Raw genomic sequence first — 13,888 nt, forward strand, 5'->3', positions numbered from 1 at the left:
GGGCGGGCGTCGTCGTCGTGTGCGGGTCAGGCGCCGCGCCGTGCGCGCAGGAACTGCAGTCGCTCCTGCAGGAGCTCCTCGAGCTCTTCACGCGAGCGTCGCTCGAGCAGCATGTCCCAGTGGGTCCTGGGGGCCTTGACGTCCTCTTCTGCGACCTCGACGGGGATGCCGTCGTCACCGAGGAGTCGTCCTTCGCGACCGGAGCGGGGCTCCGACCACGTCTGGGGGACGTCTGCATCCGCCGAGAAGACGATGTCGAACGTCTCCCCCGATTCCGTCTGGTAGACCGCACGCTTGCGGTCCGAGAGCTCGACGCCCTCTTCGCTCTGGAGACTCTGACTCCCGAGCCGCATGCCGCGGAGACTCCGATCAGCCATGTGTGTGCTCCTCTCGCTCGTCTGCCCTCCACAACACTGTCCCACGCGCCTGCACTCCCGGACCGGCGCATTCACAGTCCTCTCCCAGTGCGGGACCGAGGCCTGCTTGCTTAGGCGCGGCGAGCAGTGCCGCGGCGGCCCCAGGGCGCGCAGGCGAGCAGCGTGAGGAGCCCGCCGAGCGAGAGCAGGAGCGCGATCGATCCGGACGCGAGGGTCGCCGGGGTGGTGGTCGTCCCGAGCGGCACGTCCGTGATCATCGACGTCGCGGTGTACGCCGGCACCCGGTCGATCGTCCGTCCGGTCGGGTCGATGACCTGCGACGCCCCGACGGTGGAGATGTTCACGAGCGACCGACCGGTCTCGATCGCCCGCATCCGAGCGATCTCGAGCTGCTGCAGGTTCTCGTCGGTGCCGTCGAAGTCAGCGTTGTTCGTCTGCGCCAGGATGACCTGCGCTCCCCCGCGCGCCATGTCGGTGGCGAGTCCGTCGTCGACGATGTCGAAGCAGATCGCGATGCCCGCCCGGACGCCGGCGACCGACAGCACGTTCCGCTTCGTCCCCGGGGTGTAGTCGCGCTGCAGCAGCCCGATGAGCGACGGCGCGAGCTTGGAGAAGAACCAGCGGTCCGGGACGTACTCGCCGAAGGGCACCGGGCGCTTCTTGTCGTAGGACGACTGCCAGCCGTCCTTCGTCCACACGAACGAGGTGTTGTGCAGGACCCCCGAGGACGTCTGCGTGATGGCGCCGGCGACGATCGGCGCCCCGACAGAGTCGACGACCTGGTCGAGAGCCGACGCGATCACCGGCTGCTGGCGCGGATCGAACTCGGCGGAGCCCTCGGGCCAGACCACGAGGTCGACCCCCTTCGCCTCGACGTCGGTCGCCGCGACCTGCGCGCTCAGCACCGCGCCCGGCGCCGCCCGGTCGAAGTACCCGGCGGGGCCGTCGCCCTGCACCGACTCGATCCGGATCGTGCCGTCGGTGGCGGTCGGCCACGCGGGCACGGCGAGCACGGCGGCGACGAGCAGTCCCGCCGTCGCGACGCGGACGGGCACCCGGACGGCCCGGCCGGGACCGCGGGGCACGACCAGGGCGAGCGACACGACGACCGCGACGCAGTACACGACGACGAACGTCACACCGAGCACGCCCACGTAGGCGGCCAGGTGCGTGAACGGGCCCTGCGACTGCGAGAGGCCGACCCGCCCCCACGCGAAGCCACCGTAGGGCCAGCTCCCCGAGAACCACTCGCGTCCGGTCCAGAGCGCGGCGACGACGGCCGGGAGGCCCCACACGCGTCCGGCGGTGGACGGCACGACACGCGCCACCCAGCGGTACGCGAGGGCGATCGCGACGCTGCCGAGGGCGAAGAACGCGGCTTCGAACAGCGCGAGCGCGAACCACGGGACCGGTCCGAGGTAGCGGCCGGCCCACGAGATCGCGGGGATCCAGAAGGCCGCGCCGGAGACGTACCCGAGCCAGGCCGCGCGCCGAGCACGCTGGCCCATCGCGGCGAGCAGCATGCACGCGAGTGCCGGGTAGGCGAGGAACCACCAGCCCGGCGACGGGAAGGCGAGTGCGAACAGCACGCCCCCGATGACGGCGAGCGGGAACGCCTGCGCGAGCGGCAGGGCCGCGAAGTCGGACCGGCGGCCCGCCGGAGGGCGCACGGCGGAGCCGCGACCCCCCGCCGCGGACGCGCGCGCGGCGGCCCCGGACGCGCGCGCAGCCGAGGCGATGGGCGCGGTGGAGACGGCGCCCTGCGGGCGCACGTCGGACTCGGGAACCGGCACCGTGCCTCCTGTCAGACCGCCGCGTAGGCGACGATGCCGCGGCGCACCGCGTCCGTCGCCCGCCGTGCGGTCTGGGCGAGGTCGTCGTCGCCGGCGTTCCGGATCTGGTCGAGCAGGTCGATGACCTGCTTCGACCAGCGCACGAAGTCACCGGCCGGCAGGTCGAGCGTGCGCAGCACGTCGTCGAGCGCGGAGCCGGACGCCCAGCGGAACATGCCGACCGCGGCGGCCGGGGTCGGCGGCTGCGACCCGGCGAGTCGGGCGTCACGCTCGATGTCGTCGAGTCGGGACCAGATCGTGAGGGTCTCGTCGAGTGCCGGACGGAACGCCCCGCGGGGCAGGGCGTGCTCGGTGCCGGGCGCGTCTTCTCGGCGGGGCTGGTAGACGATCGTGGCGGCCATCGCGGCGAGCTGCGCCGGGGTGAGGTCCTTCCAGACGCCCGCCTCGAGGCACTCGGCGACGAGCAGGTCGCGCTCACCGTAGATCCGCTGCAGCCGACGCCCGCCGGCGGCGACCGTGGCCTCGCCGTTGCCGGTGTCGACCAGGTAGCCGAGCTGCAGGAGCACGTTCGTGACCCGGTCGAACGTGGTCGCGACCGCACCCGTGCGGGAACGGATCTGCTGCAGGAGCTTGTCGTTGGCGCGCTTGAGCTTGTACCAGCGCTCGGACCAGCGCGCATGGGCCTCTCGGTCGGGGCAGGCGTGGCAGGGGTGCCGCTGCATGCGCCGTCGGACGTCCGTGATGGCGGCCTGCCGTTCGGCCCGGGCGCCGTGCGAGGCCTCGCGCCCGCCGGGGACGTTCGTCCGCTCGAGGTCGGAGAGTTCACGGCGCAGGGCCGCGTACTCGGTGAAGTCGCCGAGGTGGCACTGCATCGCCTGCTGGTAGCCGTCGAGGGACTCCTGCTGCGACCGGACCTTCCGCGCGAGGTCGACGACCGAACGGTCGGCCTGGAACTGCGCGAACGACGTCTCGAGGACCTCGCGCGTGCGCTGCCGACCGAACTGGTCGATGAGGTTCACGGCCATGTTGTAGGTCGGCTTGAACGACGAGTTCAGCGGGTAGGTGCGGCGGCTCGCGAGCGACGCGACGCCCTGGGGATCGAGGCCGTCGGACCACTGGATGACCGAGTGCCCCTCGACGTCGATGCCACGACGCCCGGCGCGACCGGTGAGCTGCGTGTACTCCCCCGGCGTGATCGGGACGCGGGCCTCGCCGTTGAACTTCTCGAGCTTCTCGAGGACGACCGTGCGGGCCGGCATGTTCACGCCGAGCGCCAGGGTCTCCGTCGCGAACACGACCTTGAGGAGCTTGCGCTGGAAGAGGTCCTCCACCACCTCCTTGAAGGCCGGCAGGAGCCCGGCGTGGTGCGCCGCGACGCCGCGCTCGAGGCCCTCGAGCCACTCCCAGTAGCCGAGCACGGCGAGGTCCTCGTCGAGGAGGGTGCGGCAGTGGTACTCCGCCGTCTCGCGGATCTCGTTGCGTTCCTGCGCCGTCGTCAGCGACAGCCCCGACCGGAGGACGTTCCGGACCCCCTGGTCGCACCCGTTCCGGCTGAACACGAAGAAGATCGCGGGCAGGAGCATCCGCTCGTCGAGCATGTGGGCGATGCGCTCGCGGTGCAGCTTCTCGGTGCGCGGACCACGGCGGTCGTGGTAGCCCCCGCGCCCCCGGCCGCCGCGGTGTCCGCCGCCGTGCCGTTCGCTGCGCGAGGCACCGCCGACGAGCCGGAGCAGCTCCGGGTTGACGCGGTTCGTCGCCGCGGCACCGCTGGAGTCGAACAGGTCGACCATCTTCGAGCCGACGAGCACGTGCTGTTCGAGCGGCACGGGGCGGTCCTCGGAGACGATGACGTCGGTGTCGCCGCGGACGGTCTGCAGCCAGTCGCCGAACTCTTCCGCGTTGGAGACCGTGGCGCTGAGGGAGACGAGCCGGACCTCGGTCGGGAGGTGCAGGATCACCTCTTCCCAGACGGCACCGCGGAACCGGTCGGCGAGGTAGTGGACCTCGTCGAGGACGACCCACGCGAGGTCGTCGAGCAGGTCCGAGTCCGCGTAGATCATGTTCCGCAGGACCTCGGTCGTCATCACGACGACGCGGGCCCGCGGGTTCACGTTCGTGTCGCCGGTCAGCAGCCCGACCTCGGACTCGCCGTAGACGTCGACGAGCTCGGCGTACTTCTGGTTGCTCAGCGCCTTCATCGGCGTCGTGTAGAACACCTTCGCCGTCGGCTGCCGCATCGCCAACCAGATCGCGAACTCGGCCACGATCGTCTTGCCGGCCCCGGTCGGCGCGGCCACGAGGACGCTGCGCCCCTGGTCGAGCGCGTCGCACGCGGCGAACTGGAACGGGTCGAGGTCGAACCGCAGGTCGGCGCGGAAGAGTTCGAGGTTGCGGGACCGGTTCCGGACCTTCGCCGCCCGGAACCGTTCGGCAGCGCTCGGCTCCGTCGTGCTCACAGGCCGTACTCTTCGTCGAGCTTCGCCTGGCGCTTCGCCACCCGGCGGTCGTGGAGCCAGGCCACCGCGCACGCGGCGACGTAGAGCACGATCATCGGCACGGCGAGCAGGAACATCGAGATGACGTCGGCGCTGGGCGTCACGATGGCGCAGAAGACCAGGATGCAGAGGATCGCCACGCGCCAGGACTTGATGATCGAGGACGCGGACAGCACGCCGACGAAGTTGAGCAGCACGAGGAACACCGGCAGGACGAACGCGATGCCGACGGCGACGATGAGCTTGATGACGAAGTCGTAGTAGGCCTTGGCGTCGACGATCGAGGTGTCCTGGCTCGACACGAAGCTGCCGAGGATGCCGACCACGTGCGGCAGGATGTACCACCCGAACCAGCAGCCGGCGAAGAACAGCGGGATCGCGGTGCCGAGGAAGCCCCACACGTACTGCTTCTCACGCCGCACCAGCGCCGGGACGATGAACGCCCAGATCTGGTAGAGCCACACCGGGCTCGCGATGACGATGCCGATCGTGATGGCGATCTGCAGCTTCAGGTCGAACGCGCCCGTGATCATCGGGAAGTTCAGTTCGGCCGTGTGCCCGCCGACCTTGGCGAGCTGGGAGACCGGGGACCGGAGCGCGTCGAGCACGAACGGGGTGAGGAACCACCCACCGACCGCGGCGACGACGATCGCGATCACTGCGCGGAACAGGCGGTTGCGCAGCTCGATGAGGTGCTGCCCGAGCGACATGCGGCCTTCGGCGTCCTTCGTCGGACGCCCGGTCCGCCTCGCTCGCCCGCGCGCGGTCGTCGAAGCCATGGGTCGATCCTACGGGGTCGGGACCGACAGTCGACCGCGGCGTGCGTTCGCACAGGAGGGTCACGGGCCTGGAGGCGCGGGGCGGGCCCGCACCGCGCCTCCCGTCCGTCGGTCGGCACGTCGGCGGCGGGGCCGACGCGCGTCCGGTCCGGCGGTCGCGCGCGGTCCGGCGTCCGCACTCGGTTCGAACCACGAAACCGACATCGAACCAGCATCCAGGGCCGGTTCGACGTCGGTTTCGTGGTTCGACGCGCAGCGTGCCCGCGGACCCGCTAGACCAGGTCGGGCGAGTCGAGCATCTCCGTCACCAGCGCCGCGATCGCGGACCGCTCCGAGCGCGTCAGCGTCACGTGCGCGAACAGCGGGTGCCCCTTGAGCCGCTCGATCACCGACGCGACCCCGTCGTGCCGACCGACCCGCAGGTTGTCACGCTGCGCCACGTCGTGCGTGAGGACCACCCGCGAGTTCTGCCCGATCCGGGACAGCATCGTGAGCAGCACGTTCCGCTCGAGGGACTGCGCCTCGTCCACGATCACGAACGCGTCGTGCAGGGAGCGCCCGCGGATGTGCGTCAGCGGGAGCACCTCGAGCATGCCCCGCTCGACGACCTCGTCGAGGACGTTGTCGGAGACCAGGGCGCCGAGCGTGTCGTACACCGCCTGTGCCCACGGGTTCATCTTCTCGGACGCGTCGCCCGGCAGGTACCCGAGCTCCTGGCCGCCCACCGCGTAGAGCGGCCGGAACACCATGATCTTCTTGTGCTGCTGGCGTTCGAGGACGGCCTCGAGACCGGCGCAGAGCGCGAGCGCCGACTTGCCCGTGCCGGCGCTGCCGCCGAGCGAGACGATGCCGATCTCCGGGTCGAGCAGGGCGTCGATCGCGAGCCGCTGTTCGGCGGAGCGCCCGCGGAGGCCGAAGACCTCGCGGTCGCCACGCACCAGCGCCACCGCGCCGGCGGTGTGCACCCGGCCGAGGGCCGAGCCGCGCTCGGAGTGGATGACGACGCCGGTGTTGACCGGGACGCCGTCGAGCTGCGACGAGCGGATCTCCTCCTTCTCGTAGAGGTCGGACATCTGCTCGCCGGACACCTGCAGGTCGGCGATGCCCGTGTACCCGGAGTCGACCGCGAGCTCGGCGCGGTACTCCTCGGCCGCCATGCCGATCGAGGACGCCTTGACGCGCAGCGGCAGGTCCTTCGACACGACGACCACGTCGAGTCCGTCGTTCTTGAGGTTCGAGGCGACCGCGAGGATCCGCGAGTCGTTGTCGCCGAGCTGTAGCCCGGACGGGAGGACGGACTGGTTCGAGTGGTTCAGCTCGACCCGGAAGGAGCCGCCGTCGCCGATCGCGATCGGGAAGTCGAGCCGCTCGTGCTCGATCCGGAGCTCGTCGAGGAGTCGGAGTGCCTGCCGGGCGAAGTACCCGATCTCCGGGTCGTTGCGCTTGGACTCCAGTTCGCTGACGACCACGACGGGCAGGACCACCGCGTGCTCCGCGAAGCGGAACAGTGCCCGCGGATCGCTGAGGAGCACCGAGGTGTCGAGCACGTACGTGCGCTGGGCGACCGATGTGGACGAGTCCGCGGTGTGCTGCTGCTGTGTTCCGCGAGAGACGTTCTGAGAGGTCACGACCACTCCATCCCCGGGCCGCGCTCGGCCCGGTCCATGTCCTCGAACGCGGCCGTGGAGCGGGTCTGCGAAGCACCGACTGTGGCCGCTTCGATCGGGCGCGGTGCCCGATGGGGACAAGCTACGTCCGACCCCCGACACGGCACCAGCGACACGCGGTTCCCCGAGTTACGGTCACGTGAACAACGCGGCCGCTACTGCATCGTGGCGTACGACAGGCAGGCGTCGCGGAACATGTCGAGCGTCTCGTCCGTGGTGGACGCGAACACCGACACCCGCGCGACCCCGAGCCGCGTCGTGACCGTCACGCCGTGGTTGTGGAACGCCGCGGACAGCGCGGTGAGCCGTCCCTGCGGCGGTCGGAGCACCACGATCCCGGCGCGCTCCCGGGGGTCGCGGCTGGACTCGACGGAGAGGCCGAACTCGTCGGCGATGTCGAACACCCGCTCGACCCGGTCGGTGACACGCTCCTGCACGGCGGCGACGCCGACGGCCGTGAGCCGGTCGAGCGACACCGCCAGGCGTGCCTGCGACACCGGGTCGGTGCGGGTCATCTGGAAGCCGGCGGCACCCGGACGGACCGACGGGACCTCGGTCGGCCACCCGGTCGTGCCGTGCGGGCCGGACAGGGCGGGCCGGAGGCGGTTCAGAGCGCGGTCGCTGAACGCGGTGAACCCAGTGCCCCACCCGGCGTGCAGCCACTTCTGGCCGCCGGTCGCGACGACGTCGGCGAGCTCGTACGGGGCGTCGACCACGCCGAAGCCCTGGATGGCGTCGACGATGAGGAGGCGGTCGCCGATGACCTCGCGGATGGCGGCGAGGTCGGCGAGGTAGCCGGTCTGCCAGTCGACGAGCGAGACGGCGACCGCGGTGACGTCGTCGGACAGGCGCGACTCGATGAGCGACGGCGTCATCCACCCGGCGCCGGACTCGATCACGACGGGCTGCACGCGACCGCCCGTGGCCGAGGCGGCACTCGCGAGGGCCAGCGGCAGCGAGGGGTACTCGTCGGCGGAGACGAGCACGCCGCCGGTGAGCCCGAACGCGGTGTGCAGGAGCCCAGGGGTCGTGGCGGTCTGCGAGACGACCTGGTCCTCGCGCCGGCCGACGAGCCGTGCGGCGACGGTGCGGACCCGGGCGTCCTGCTCGTCGAGCGTCTCCATGGCGCCGAAGCGCATGTGCTCCTGGATCGTCCCGAGCACGCGCTGCTCCTCGAGGACAGCGGTCTGGACGGGACCGAAGGCGGCGTGGTCGAGGTAGCCGGGCTCCTCGGCGAAGCCTGAGGCGTACTCGGCGATGTTCACAGGGGCAACCTTCCGTGGGACGAAAACCCTGTGAGTCTACTGGGATGAACGGCCGACAGCCGCCGCAGTGCGGGGAACGGCGGTCGTCAGCCGCCGTACCGGCGGGACCGCAACCCGAAGTCGCGGACGGCGCGCAGGAAGTCGACCTCGCGCAGGTCCGGGTAGAGCGCCTCGACGAAGTAGAACTCGCTGTGCGCGCTCTGCCACAGCATGAAGTCCGACAACCGCTGTTCGCCCGACGTCCGGATGACCAGGTCGGGGTCCGGCTGCCCCTGGGTGTAGAGGTGGTCACCGATGAGCTCGGGCGTGAGGACCTCGGCCAGGGTGTCGAGCGTGCCGCCGCCCTCGTCGTGCGCCTGCACGATGCTGCGCATGGCGTCCGCGATCTCCCGACGGCCGCCGTAGCCGACCGCGAGGTTCACGTGCAGCCCGGTGTGCTCCGCCGTGCGCTGCTCGGCGGCGGAGAGCGCGGCGACGAGGGGCTCGGGCAGGCCCTCGTTCGAGCCGACGTGCTGGACCCGCCAGTCCCGGTGGTCGGCCAGGGTCCCCGCGAGGTCGGCGATGATGCCGACGAGCTGCTCGAGTTCGTCGCCGCCACGACCCTTGAGGTTGTCGGACGACAGCAGGTAGAGCGTCACGACCTCGATGCCGAGGTCGTCGCACCACGTCAGGAACTCCGGGATCTTCGCGGCGCCCGCGCGGTGCCCGTGCGCGGCGGACTCGAGACCGAGCTGCTTCGCCCAGCGACGGTTGCCGTCCACGATCATGGCGACGTGCTTCGGCATCGCCGAGCCGTCGATCTGCCGGCGGATCCGGTTCTGGTAGGCGCGGTAGAGGATCCCTCGTCCTGCCCATCCCACCCTGCCGGTCACGGAACGAACATAGTGCACGGTGCCTCGGAGCGAGCCGCGTTCCCCGGGCCGTCCGCCCGTGTTCGGCGTTCGTTCGGCATCGGCCCCTACGGTCGGACCATGCAGGCCGAGCACGACACCGGGACCCTCCCCCACGTCCCCTTCACCGACGAGGCCGCGAGCACCGCGACCGCCGGACGGACGACCGCCAGCGCGTCCGAACCCCGGCCCGCGTGGCGCGGTTGGATCCACCTCGGGGCGTTCCCGTTCGCCATCGCGATGGGCATCGTGCTCATCGTCCTCGCGGGCTCACCCGCGGCGAAGGTGGGCAGCGCCGTGTTCATGGCGACGTCGCTCGCGATGTTCGGCGTCTCGGCGACCTACCACCGGTTCCCCTGGGGCCCGACGGTCAAGGCGGTGCTCAAGCGCATCGACCACACGAACATCCTGCTGCTCATCGCCGGCACGTACACACCCGTGGCGATCTGCGCCCTGCCGCACACCCTGATGGTCGTGGTGCTCTGGGTGATGTGGTCCGGCGCGGCGCTCGGCATCGCCTTCCGGGTCCTCTGGATCGGGGCGCCCCGGTGGCTCTACGTGCCGATCTACCTCGTGCTCGGCTGCGCGGCGCTCGGGTTGCTGCCGCAGTTCTTCGCCGCGAGCGTCCCGATGACGGTCCTCGTGCTCTCCGGCGGCGTGGCCTACATCCTCGGTGCGCTCGTGTACGGCTTCAAGCGGCCGAACCCGTCGCCGACGGTGTTCGGCTTCCACGAGGTCTTCCACGCACTCACGGTCGTCGCGTTCGCCGCCCAGTGGGCGGGTGTCCTCATCGTGGCGCTGGACCCGGTGCGCTGACCGCGACGGTCCGTCGGACGGGAGGCGCGGGTCGGGCCCGCACCGTGCCTCCCGTCCCGCACACACGCGGGTCCACCGCACAGATCGCGTCAGCCGCGCCGGTCGCGTCAGCCGCGCCCGTGGCGTCAGCCGCGCTCGGTGTCGTCCCCGACGCCGGCCCGGCCGTCCTCGGCCGCACGCCGCTCCGGCTCGTCCGTCGCGACGCCGTCGCGATCGATGCCGTCACGGTCGACGCCGTCACGATCGCCACCCGCGGTGCCGTTCGCCTCGGCCTCGAGCCGCTCCCGGATCTCCGCCCGGTAGCGGGTCCGCCGGATGCGCCGCGTCATGTCGATCACGAGCAGGATCGTCACGATGGCCACGACCGCGATCGCGATGAAGCCCGCGACCCCGGGCGTCACGTCGACGTCCGGGACGCTCGAGGTCGGGCTCGGGCTGGGGGTCGCGGCGAGTGCCGCGTGGAGGGTGCTCACGCAGTGGTGTCCTTGTCGGCAGGGATCCCCGCGAACAGGTCGGACTCGGGGAGCTCGGTCGGCACGCGGGCCTCGACGAGCTGGTAGTCCTCGGTCGGCCACACCGTCGCGAGGAGGTCGTTCGGCCAGTAGAAGAAGGCGCTGTCCGGCGGCACCTGGCTCGCGTGGGCCCGGAGCGCCGCGTCACGCGCGTCGAAGTACTCGTGCACGTCGACGTGGGTCGTGGCGAGGTCGGGCCGGTCGGCGAACCGTTCGACCCACTCGCGCAGCTGCTCGACCGCCGGGCTGTCCGGGTCGCGTTCCTGCAGGGCCTCGAAGACCGTCCGGAAGCGCCGGGGGTTCATGGTGCGCTCGTAGTAGAGCTTCGCGACGGACCACGCGGGCCCGGCGTCGGGGTACTTCTCGGGGTCCGCGGCGTCGCGCCAGGCGGCCACCGAGACCTCGTGCGTCCGGATGTGGTCCGGGTGCGGGTAGCCGCCGTTCTCGTCGTAGGTGACGAGCACGTGCGGGCGGAAGCGCCGGATGACCCGCACGAGGGCCTCGGTCGAGTACTCGAGCGGCACCGTCGAGAAGGTGCCGGGGCGGACCGTCTCGCCCTTGTCGGCGTCGGGCAGGCCGGAGTCGTGGTACCCGAGCCACAGGTGGTCGATGCCGAGCGCCGCCTGGGCCCCGGCCATCTCGGTGCGGCGGTACCCGGCCATGTCGCGGTGCGCCCGGCTCGTGGCGGGCTCGCCGAGCTGGTCGTTGAGGATGTCCCCCGCCTCGCCGCCCGTGCAGGAGACCACGAGGACCTCGTTGCCCTCGGCCGCGTACTTCGCCGCGGTCGCCGCTCCCTTGCTCGACTCGTCGTCGGGATGGGCGTGGACGGCCATCAAGCGGTACGGCACTGGTCTTCCTCACTGATCGCGTGGCAGCACACAGTGTCACGTGAACTACCCTGGGATCAGGATAATCACCCCGGGAGCCCCGAACTGTCCGAACCGCAGCACCAACCGGCACCTCAGCCGTCCGCCAGCACCACCGCGACGCTGGACGACCGCTACGGCCGCACCCCCGGACGCGCTCGTCGGACGCGGCTGATCGGGATCGTCGCCGCTGCCGCCGTCGCCCTGGTGTTCATCGTCTGGGTGGTCTGGGCCGGTCCCGGGCAGACCAGCCACGGCCTCGACACCGACGACGTCGGGTACCAGGTCGTCTCCGACCACCAGGTGGTCGTGCACACGCAGATCTCCGTCGACCCCGGCACGGTCGCGAAGTGCGCCGTCCAGGTCCTCGACAAGTCGTACACGATCGTCGGCTGGCGCGAGATCCGGGTGCCGGCATCCGATCAGCGCGTCCGGAGCATCAGCACGCCCGTGAACACCGTGTCACGCGGTGTGACCGGCTTGATCCACGACTGCTGGGTTCCCTAGACTGCTGTGATTCGCGGACAAGACCGGCCACACCGGCCGGTCTTGTTCTTTGCTGAAGGGAATCACCATGAGCAACGACACCCAGGTCACGTGGCTGACGCAAGAGGCGCACGACCGCCTCACGGCCGAGCTCGAGACGCTGTCCGGTGAAGGTCGCCAGGAGATCGCGAACCGCATCGAAGCCGCTCGCGAAGAGGGCGACCTCAAGGAGAACGGCGGCTACCACGCCGCCAAGGACGAGCAGGGCAAGATCGAGGCCCGCATCCGTCAGCTCACCGAGCTCCTCAAGCACGCCACGGTCGGCGAAGCGGACTTCGACGGCACCGTCGAGCCCGGCACCGTGGTGACCGCCGTCATCGCCGGTGACGAGTCGACGTTCCTGGTCGGCAACCGCGAGATCGTCGGCGAGGGCTCGGACCTCACCGTCTACAGCCCGGTCAGCCCGGTGGGCGCGGCCATCGTCGGCCTGCGCGCCGGCGAGAAGGCCACGTACACCGCGCCCAACGGCAAGGAGATCGCCGTCGAGGTGACGAAGGTCGAGCGCTACGAGCCGTAGACGCCACCCTTGACGGACAGGAGGCGCGGTGCCAGCTGGCACCGCGCCTCCTGTCCGTCTCCGGCTCGGTCCAGCGCCCGTCTCAGTGCTCGAGCAGCTCCGGCTGGAAGCCCACCTCGTGCAGGCGGTGGATGACCTCCTGCGCGTGCTCGGGGCCGCGCGCCTCGATCGACAGGTCGAGTGCCACCTCGTTGATGACGAGCCCCTGGCCGTGCCGGGTGTGGAGCACCTCGACGACGTTCGCGCCGGCGTCCGAGATGACCTGCGAGACGCGGGCGAGCTGACCGGGGCGGTCCGGCAGCATGATGCGGATGCCGATGTAGCGCGACGCCGCGACGAGGCCGCGGGTGATCACGCGTTCCATCATGAGCGGGTCGATGTTGCCGCCGCTGAGCAGGACGACGGTGCGACCGGTGTCCCGGACGGCACCGGACATGATCGCCGCGACGCCGACGGCCCCGGCGGGCTCGACGACGAGCTTGGCGCGTTCGAGCAGCACCAGGAGCGACCGGGCGACGTCGTCGTCGGACACGGTGACGATGTCGTCGACGAGGTCGCGGATGATCGGGAAGTTCAGGTCGCCGGGTCTGGCCACGGCGATGCCGTCCGCGATCGTCGGCTTCGTGCTGACGGTGACGGGTTCGCCGGCCTCGAGCGAGCTCGGGTAGGCGGCGGCGTTCTCGGCCTGCACCCCGATGACCCGGATGGTGCGTCCGAGGCGCTCGGCGACGCCCTTGACGGCGAGGGCGATGCCGGCGATGACGCCGCCGCCGCCGATCGGCACGATCACCGTGTCGGCGTCGGGCACCTGGTCGAGGATCTCGAGCCCGAGCGTGCCCTGGCCGGCGATGACCGCGGGGTGGTCGAACGGCGGGATGAAGACCGCTCCGGTCCGTGTCGCGAAGTCCTTGGCCGCGCTCAGCGCCTCTTCCACCGAGTGCCCGCGCAGGACGACCTCGGCGCCGTAGTGCCGCGTGGCCTGGAGCTTCGGCAGGGCGACGCCGACCGGCGTGAAGATCGTCGCGGGGATGCCGAGCTCGCGCGCGGCGAGGGCGACCCCCTGCGCGTGGTTGCCGGCGCTGGCGGCGACGACCCCCGCGGCCCGCTGCTCCGGGGTGAGGGTCGACAGGCGGTTGTACGCACCGCGCACCTTGTACGCACCGGTGCGCTGCAGGTTCTCGCACTTGAGGTGCACCGGCGACCCGAGGACCTCGGCGAGGAACTGCGAGGTCTCCATCGGGGTGACACGGGCGACCCCGGCGATCGTCACACGTGCCTTCTCGATGTCGTCGAGCGTGGGGATCAGCGGCGTGGTGGTGTCGGTCACGGGTCCATCATCGTCGCTCGCGGCACTCCTGACGAACC

Annotated in this window: 13 protein-coding genes; 3 read left to right on the forward strand and 10 right to left on the reverse strand. The window is 71.3% G+C overall.

Annotation, left to right across the window (positions count from 1 at the left end; all coding sequences use genetic code 11):
* Positions 1–26 precede the first annotated feature (26 nt).
* The 7 genes from BIV03_RS03705 to BIV03_RS03735 all read right to left on the reverse strand — a co-directional run bounded on the left by BIV03_RS03705 (position 27) and on the right by BIV03_RS03735 (position 9,248).
* The gene (locus BIV03_RS03705; RefSeq protein WP_070419007.1) at positions 27–377 is read right to left on the reverse strand and encodes an RNA polymerase-binding protein RbpA; all 351 of its coding nucleotides are present in this window, start codon (positions 375–377) and stop codon (positions 27–29) included.
* 110 nt (positions 378–487) lie between these two features.
* Complete coding sequence (lnt, locus tag BIV03_RS03710; RefSeq protein ID WP_071294733.1) at positions 488–2,047, reverse strand: apolipoprotein N-acyltransferase; 1,560 nt, start codon at positions 2,045–2,047, stop codon at positions 488–490.
* Between the two features lie 134 nt (positions 2,048–2,181).
* Complete coding sequence (locus BIV03_RS03715) at positions 2,182–4,626, reverse strand: RNA helicase (RefSeq protein WP_071294706.1); 2,445 nt, start codon at positions 4,624–4,626, stop codon at positions 2,182–2,184.
* Positions 4,623–5,375: a twin-arginine translocase subunit TatC gene (gene tatC / locus BIV03_RS03720; protein WP_070419009.1), complete on the reverse strand. Its 753-nt coding sequence runs from the start codon at positions 5,373–5,375 to the stop codon at positions 4,623–4,625. Before tatC ends, BIV03_RS03715 begins: the two co-directional genes overlap by 4 nt.
* 341 nt (positions 5,376–5,716) lie before the next feature.
* Positions 5,717–7,078 (reverse strand): PhoH family protein, encoded by a 1,362-nt coding sequence (locus tag BIV03_RS03725; RefSeq protein WP_175473660.1) that lies wholly within the window; start codon positions 7,076–7,078, stop codon positions 5,717–5,719.
* Between the two features lie 188 nt (positions 7,079–7,266).
* A complete protein-coding gene (locus BIV03_RS03730; protein WP_071294707.1) occupies positions 7,267–8,376 on the reverse strand; it encodes an aminotransferase class V-fold PLP-dependent enzyme in 1,110 nt (369 codons plus the stop codon).
* An 86-nt stretch (positions 8,377–8,462) separates the two neighbouring features.
* Entirely contained in the window at positions 8,463–9,248 is a 786-nt protein-coding gene (locus BIV03_RS03735; RefSeq protein ID WP_229085150.1) for an isoprenyl transferase, read from the reverse strand.
* Between the two features lie 99 nt (positions 9,249–9,347).
* Here BIV03_RS03735 and BIV03_RS03740 point away from each other — a divergent pair, with 99 nt between their 5' ends.
* Positions 9,348–10,082, forward strand: a complete 735-nt coding sequence (locus BIV03_RS03740; protein ID WP_070419188.1) for a hemolysin III family protein — start codon at positions 9,348–9,350, stop codon at positions 10,080–10,082.
* A gap of 125 nt (positions 10,083–10,207) precedes the next feature.
* On the opposite strand, the gene BIV03_RS03745 is transcribed toward BIV03_RS03740, so the two are convergent.
* Together BIV03_RS03745 and mca are read right to left on the reverse strand one after the other, a co-directional pair.
* Positions 10,208–10,555, reverse strand: coding sequence for a hypothetical protein (locus BIV03_RS03745; protein ID WP_071294708.1), 348 nt, complete (start codon positions 10,553–10,555; stop codon positions 10,208–10,210).
* Positions 10,552–11,442 (reverse strand): mycothiol conjugate amidase Mca, encoded by an 891-nt coding sequence (gene mca, locus BIV03_RS03750; RefSeq protein ID WP_139201848.1) that lies wholly within the window; start codon positions 11,440–11,442, stop codon positions 10,552–10,554. Before mca ends, BIV03_RS03745 begins: the two co-directional genes overlap by 4 nt.
* Here mca and BIV03_RS20215 point away from each other — a divergent pair.
* Both BIV03_RS20215 and greA read left to right on the forward strand, forming a co-directional pair.
* Positions 11,410–11,967: a DUF4307 domain-containing protein gene (locus BIV03_RS20215; protein ID WP_139199253.1), complete on the forward strand. Its 558-nt coding sequence runs from the start codon at positions 11,410–11,412 to the stop codon at positions 11,965–11,967. The genes mca and BIV03_RS20215 overlap by 33 nt on opposite strands.
* A gap of 67 nt (positions 11,968–12,034) precedes the next feature.
* Positions 12,035–12,523, forward strand: a complete 489-nt coding sequence (greA, locus tag BIV03_RS03760; RefSeq protein WP_070416763.1) for a transcription elongation factor GreA — start codon at positions 12,035–12,037, stop codon at positions 12,521–12,523.
* 82 nt (positions 12,524–12,605) lie between these two features.
* Here the strand turns inward: greA and ilvA are convergent, their stop codons facing one another.
* Entirely contained in the window at positions 12,606–13,850 is a 1,245-nt protein-coding gene (gene ilvA / locus BIV03_RS03765) for a threonine ammonia-lyase (RefSeq protein WP_070416764.1), read from the reverse strand.
* Positions 13,851–13,888: the final 38 nt, after the last annotated feature.

Source organism: Curtobacterium sp. MCBA15_016 (assembly GCF_001865105.1).
Taxonomy (GTDB): domain Bacteria; phylum Actinomycetota; class Actinomycetes; order Actinomycetales; family Microbacteriaceae; genus Curtobacterium.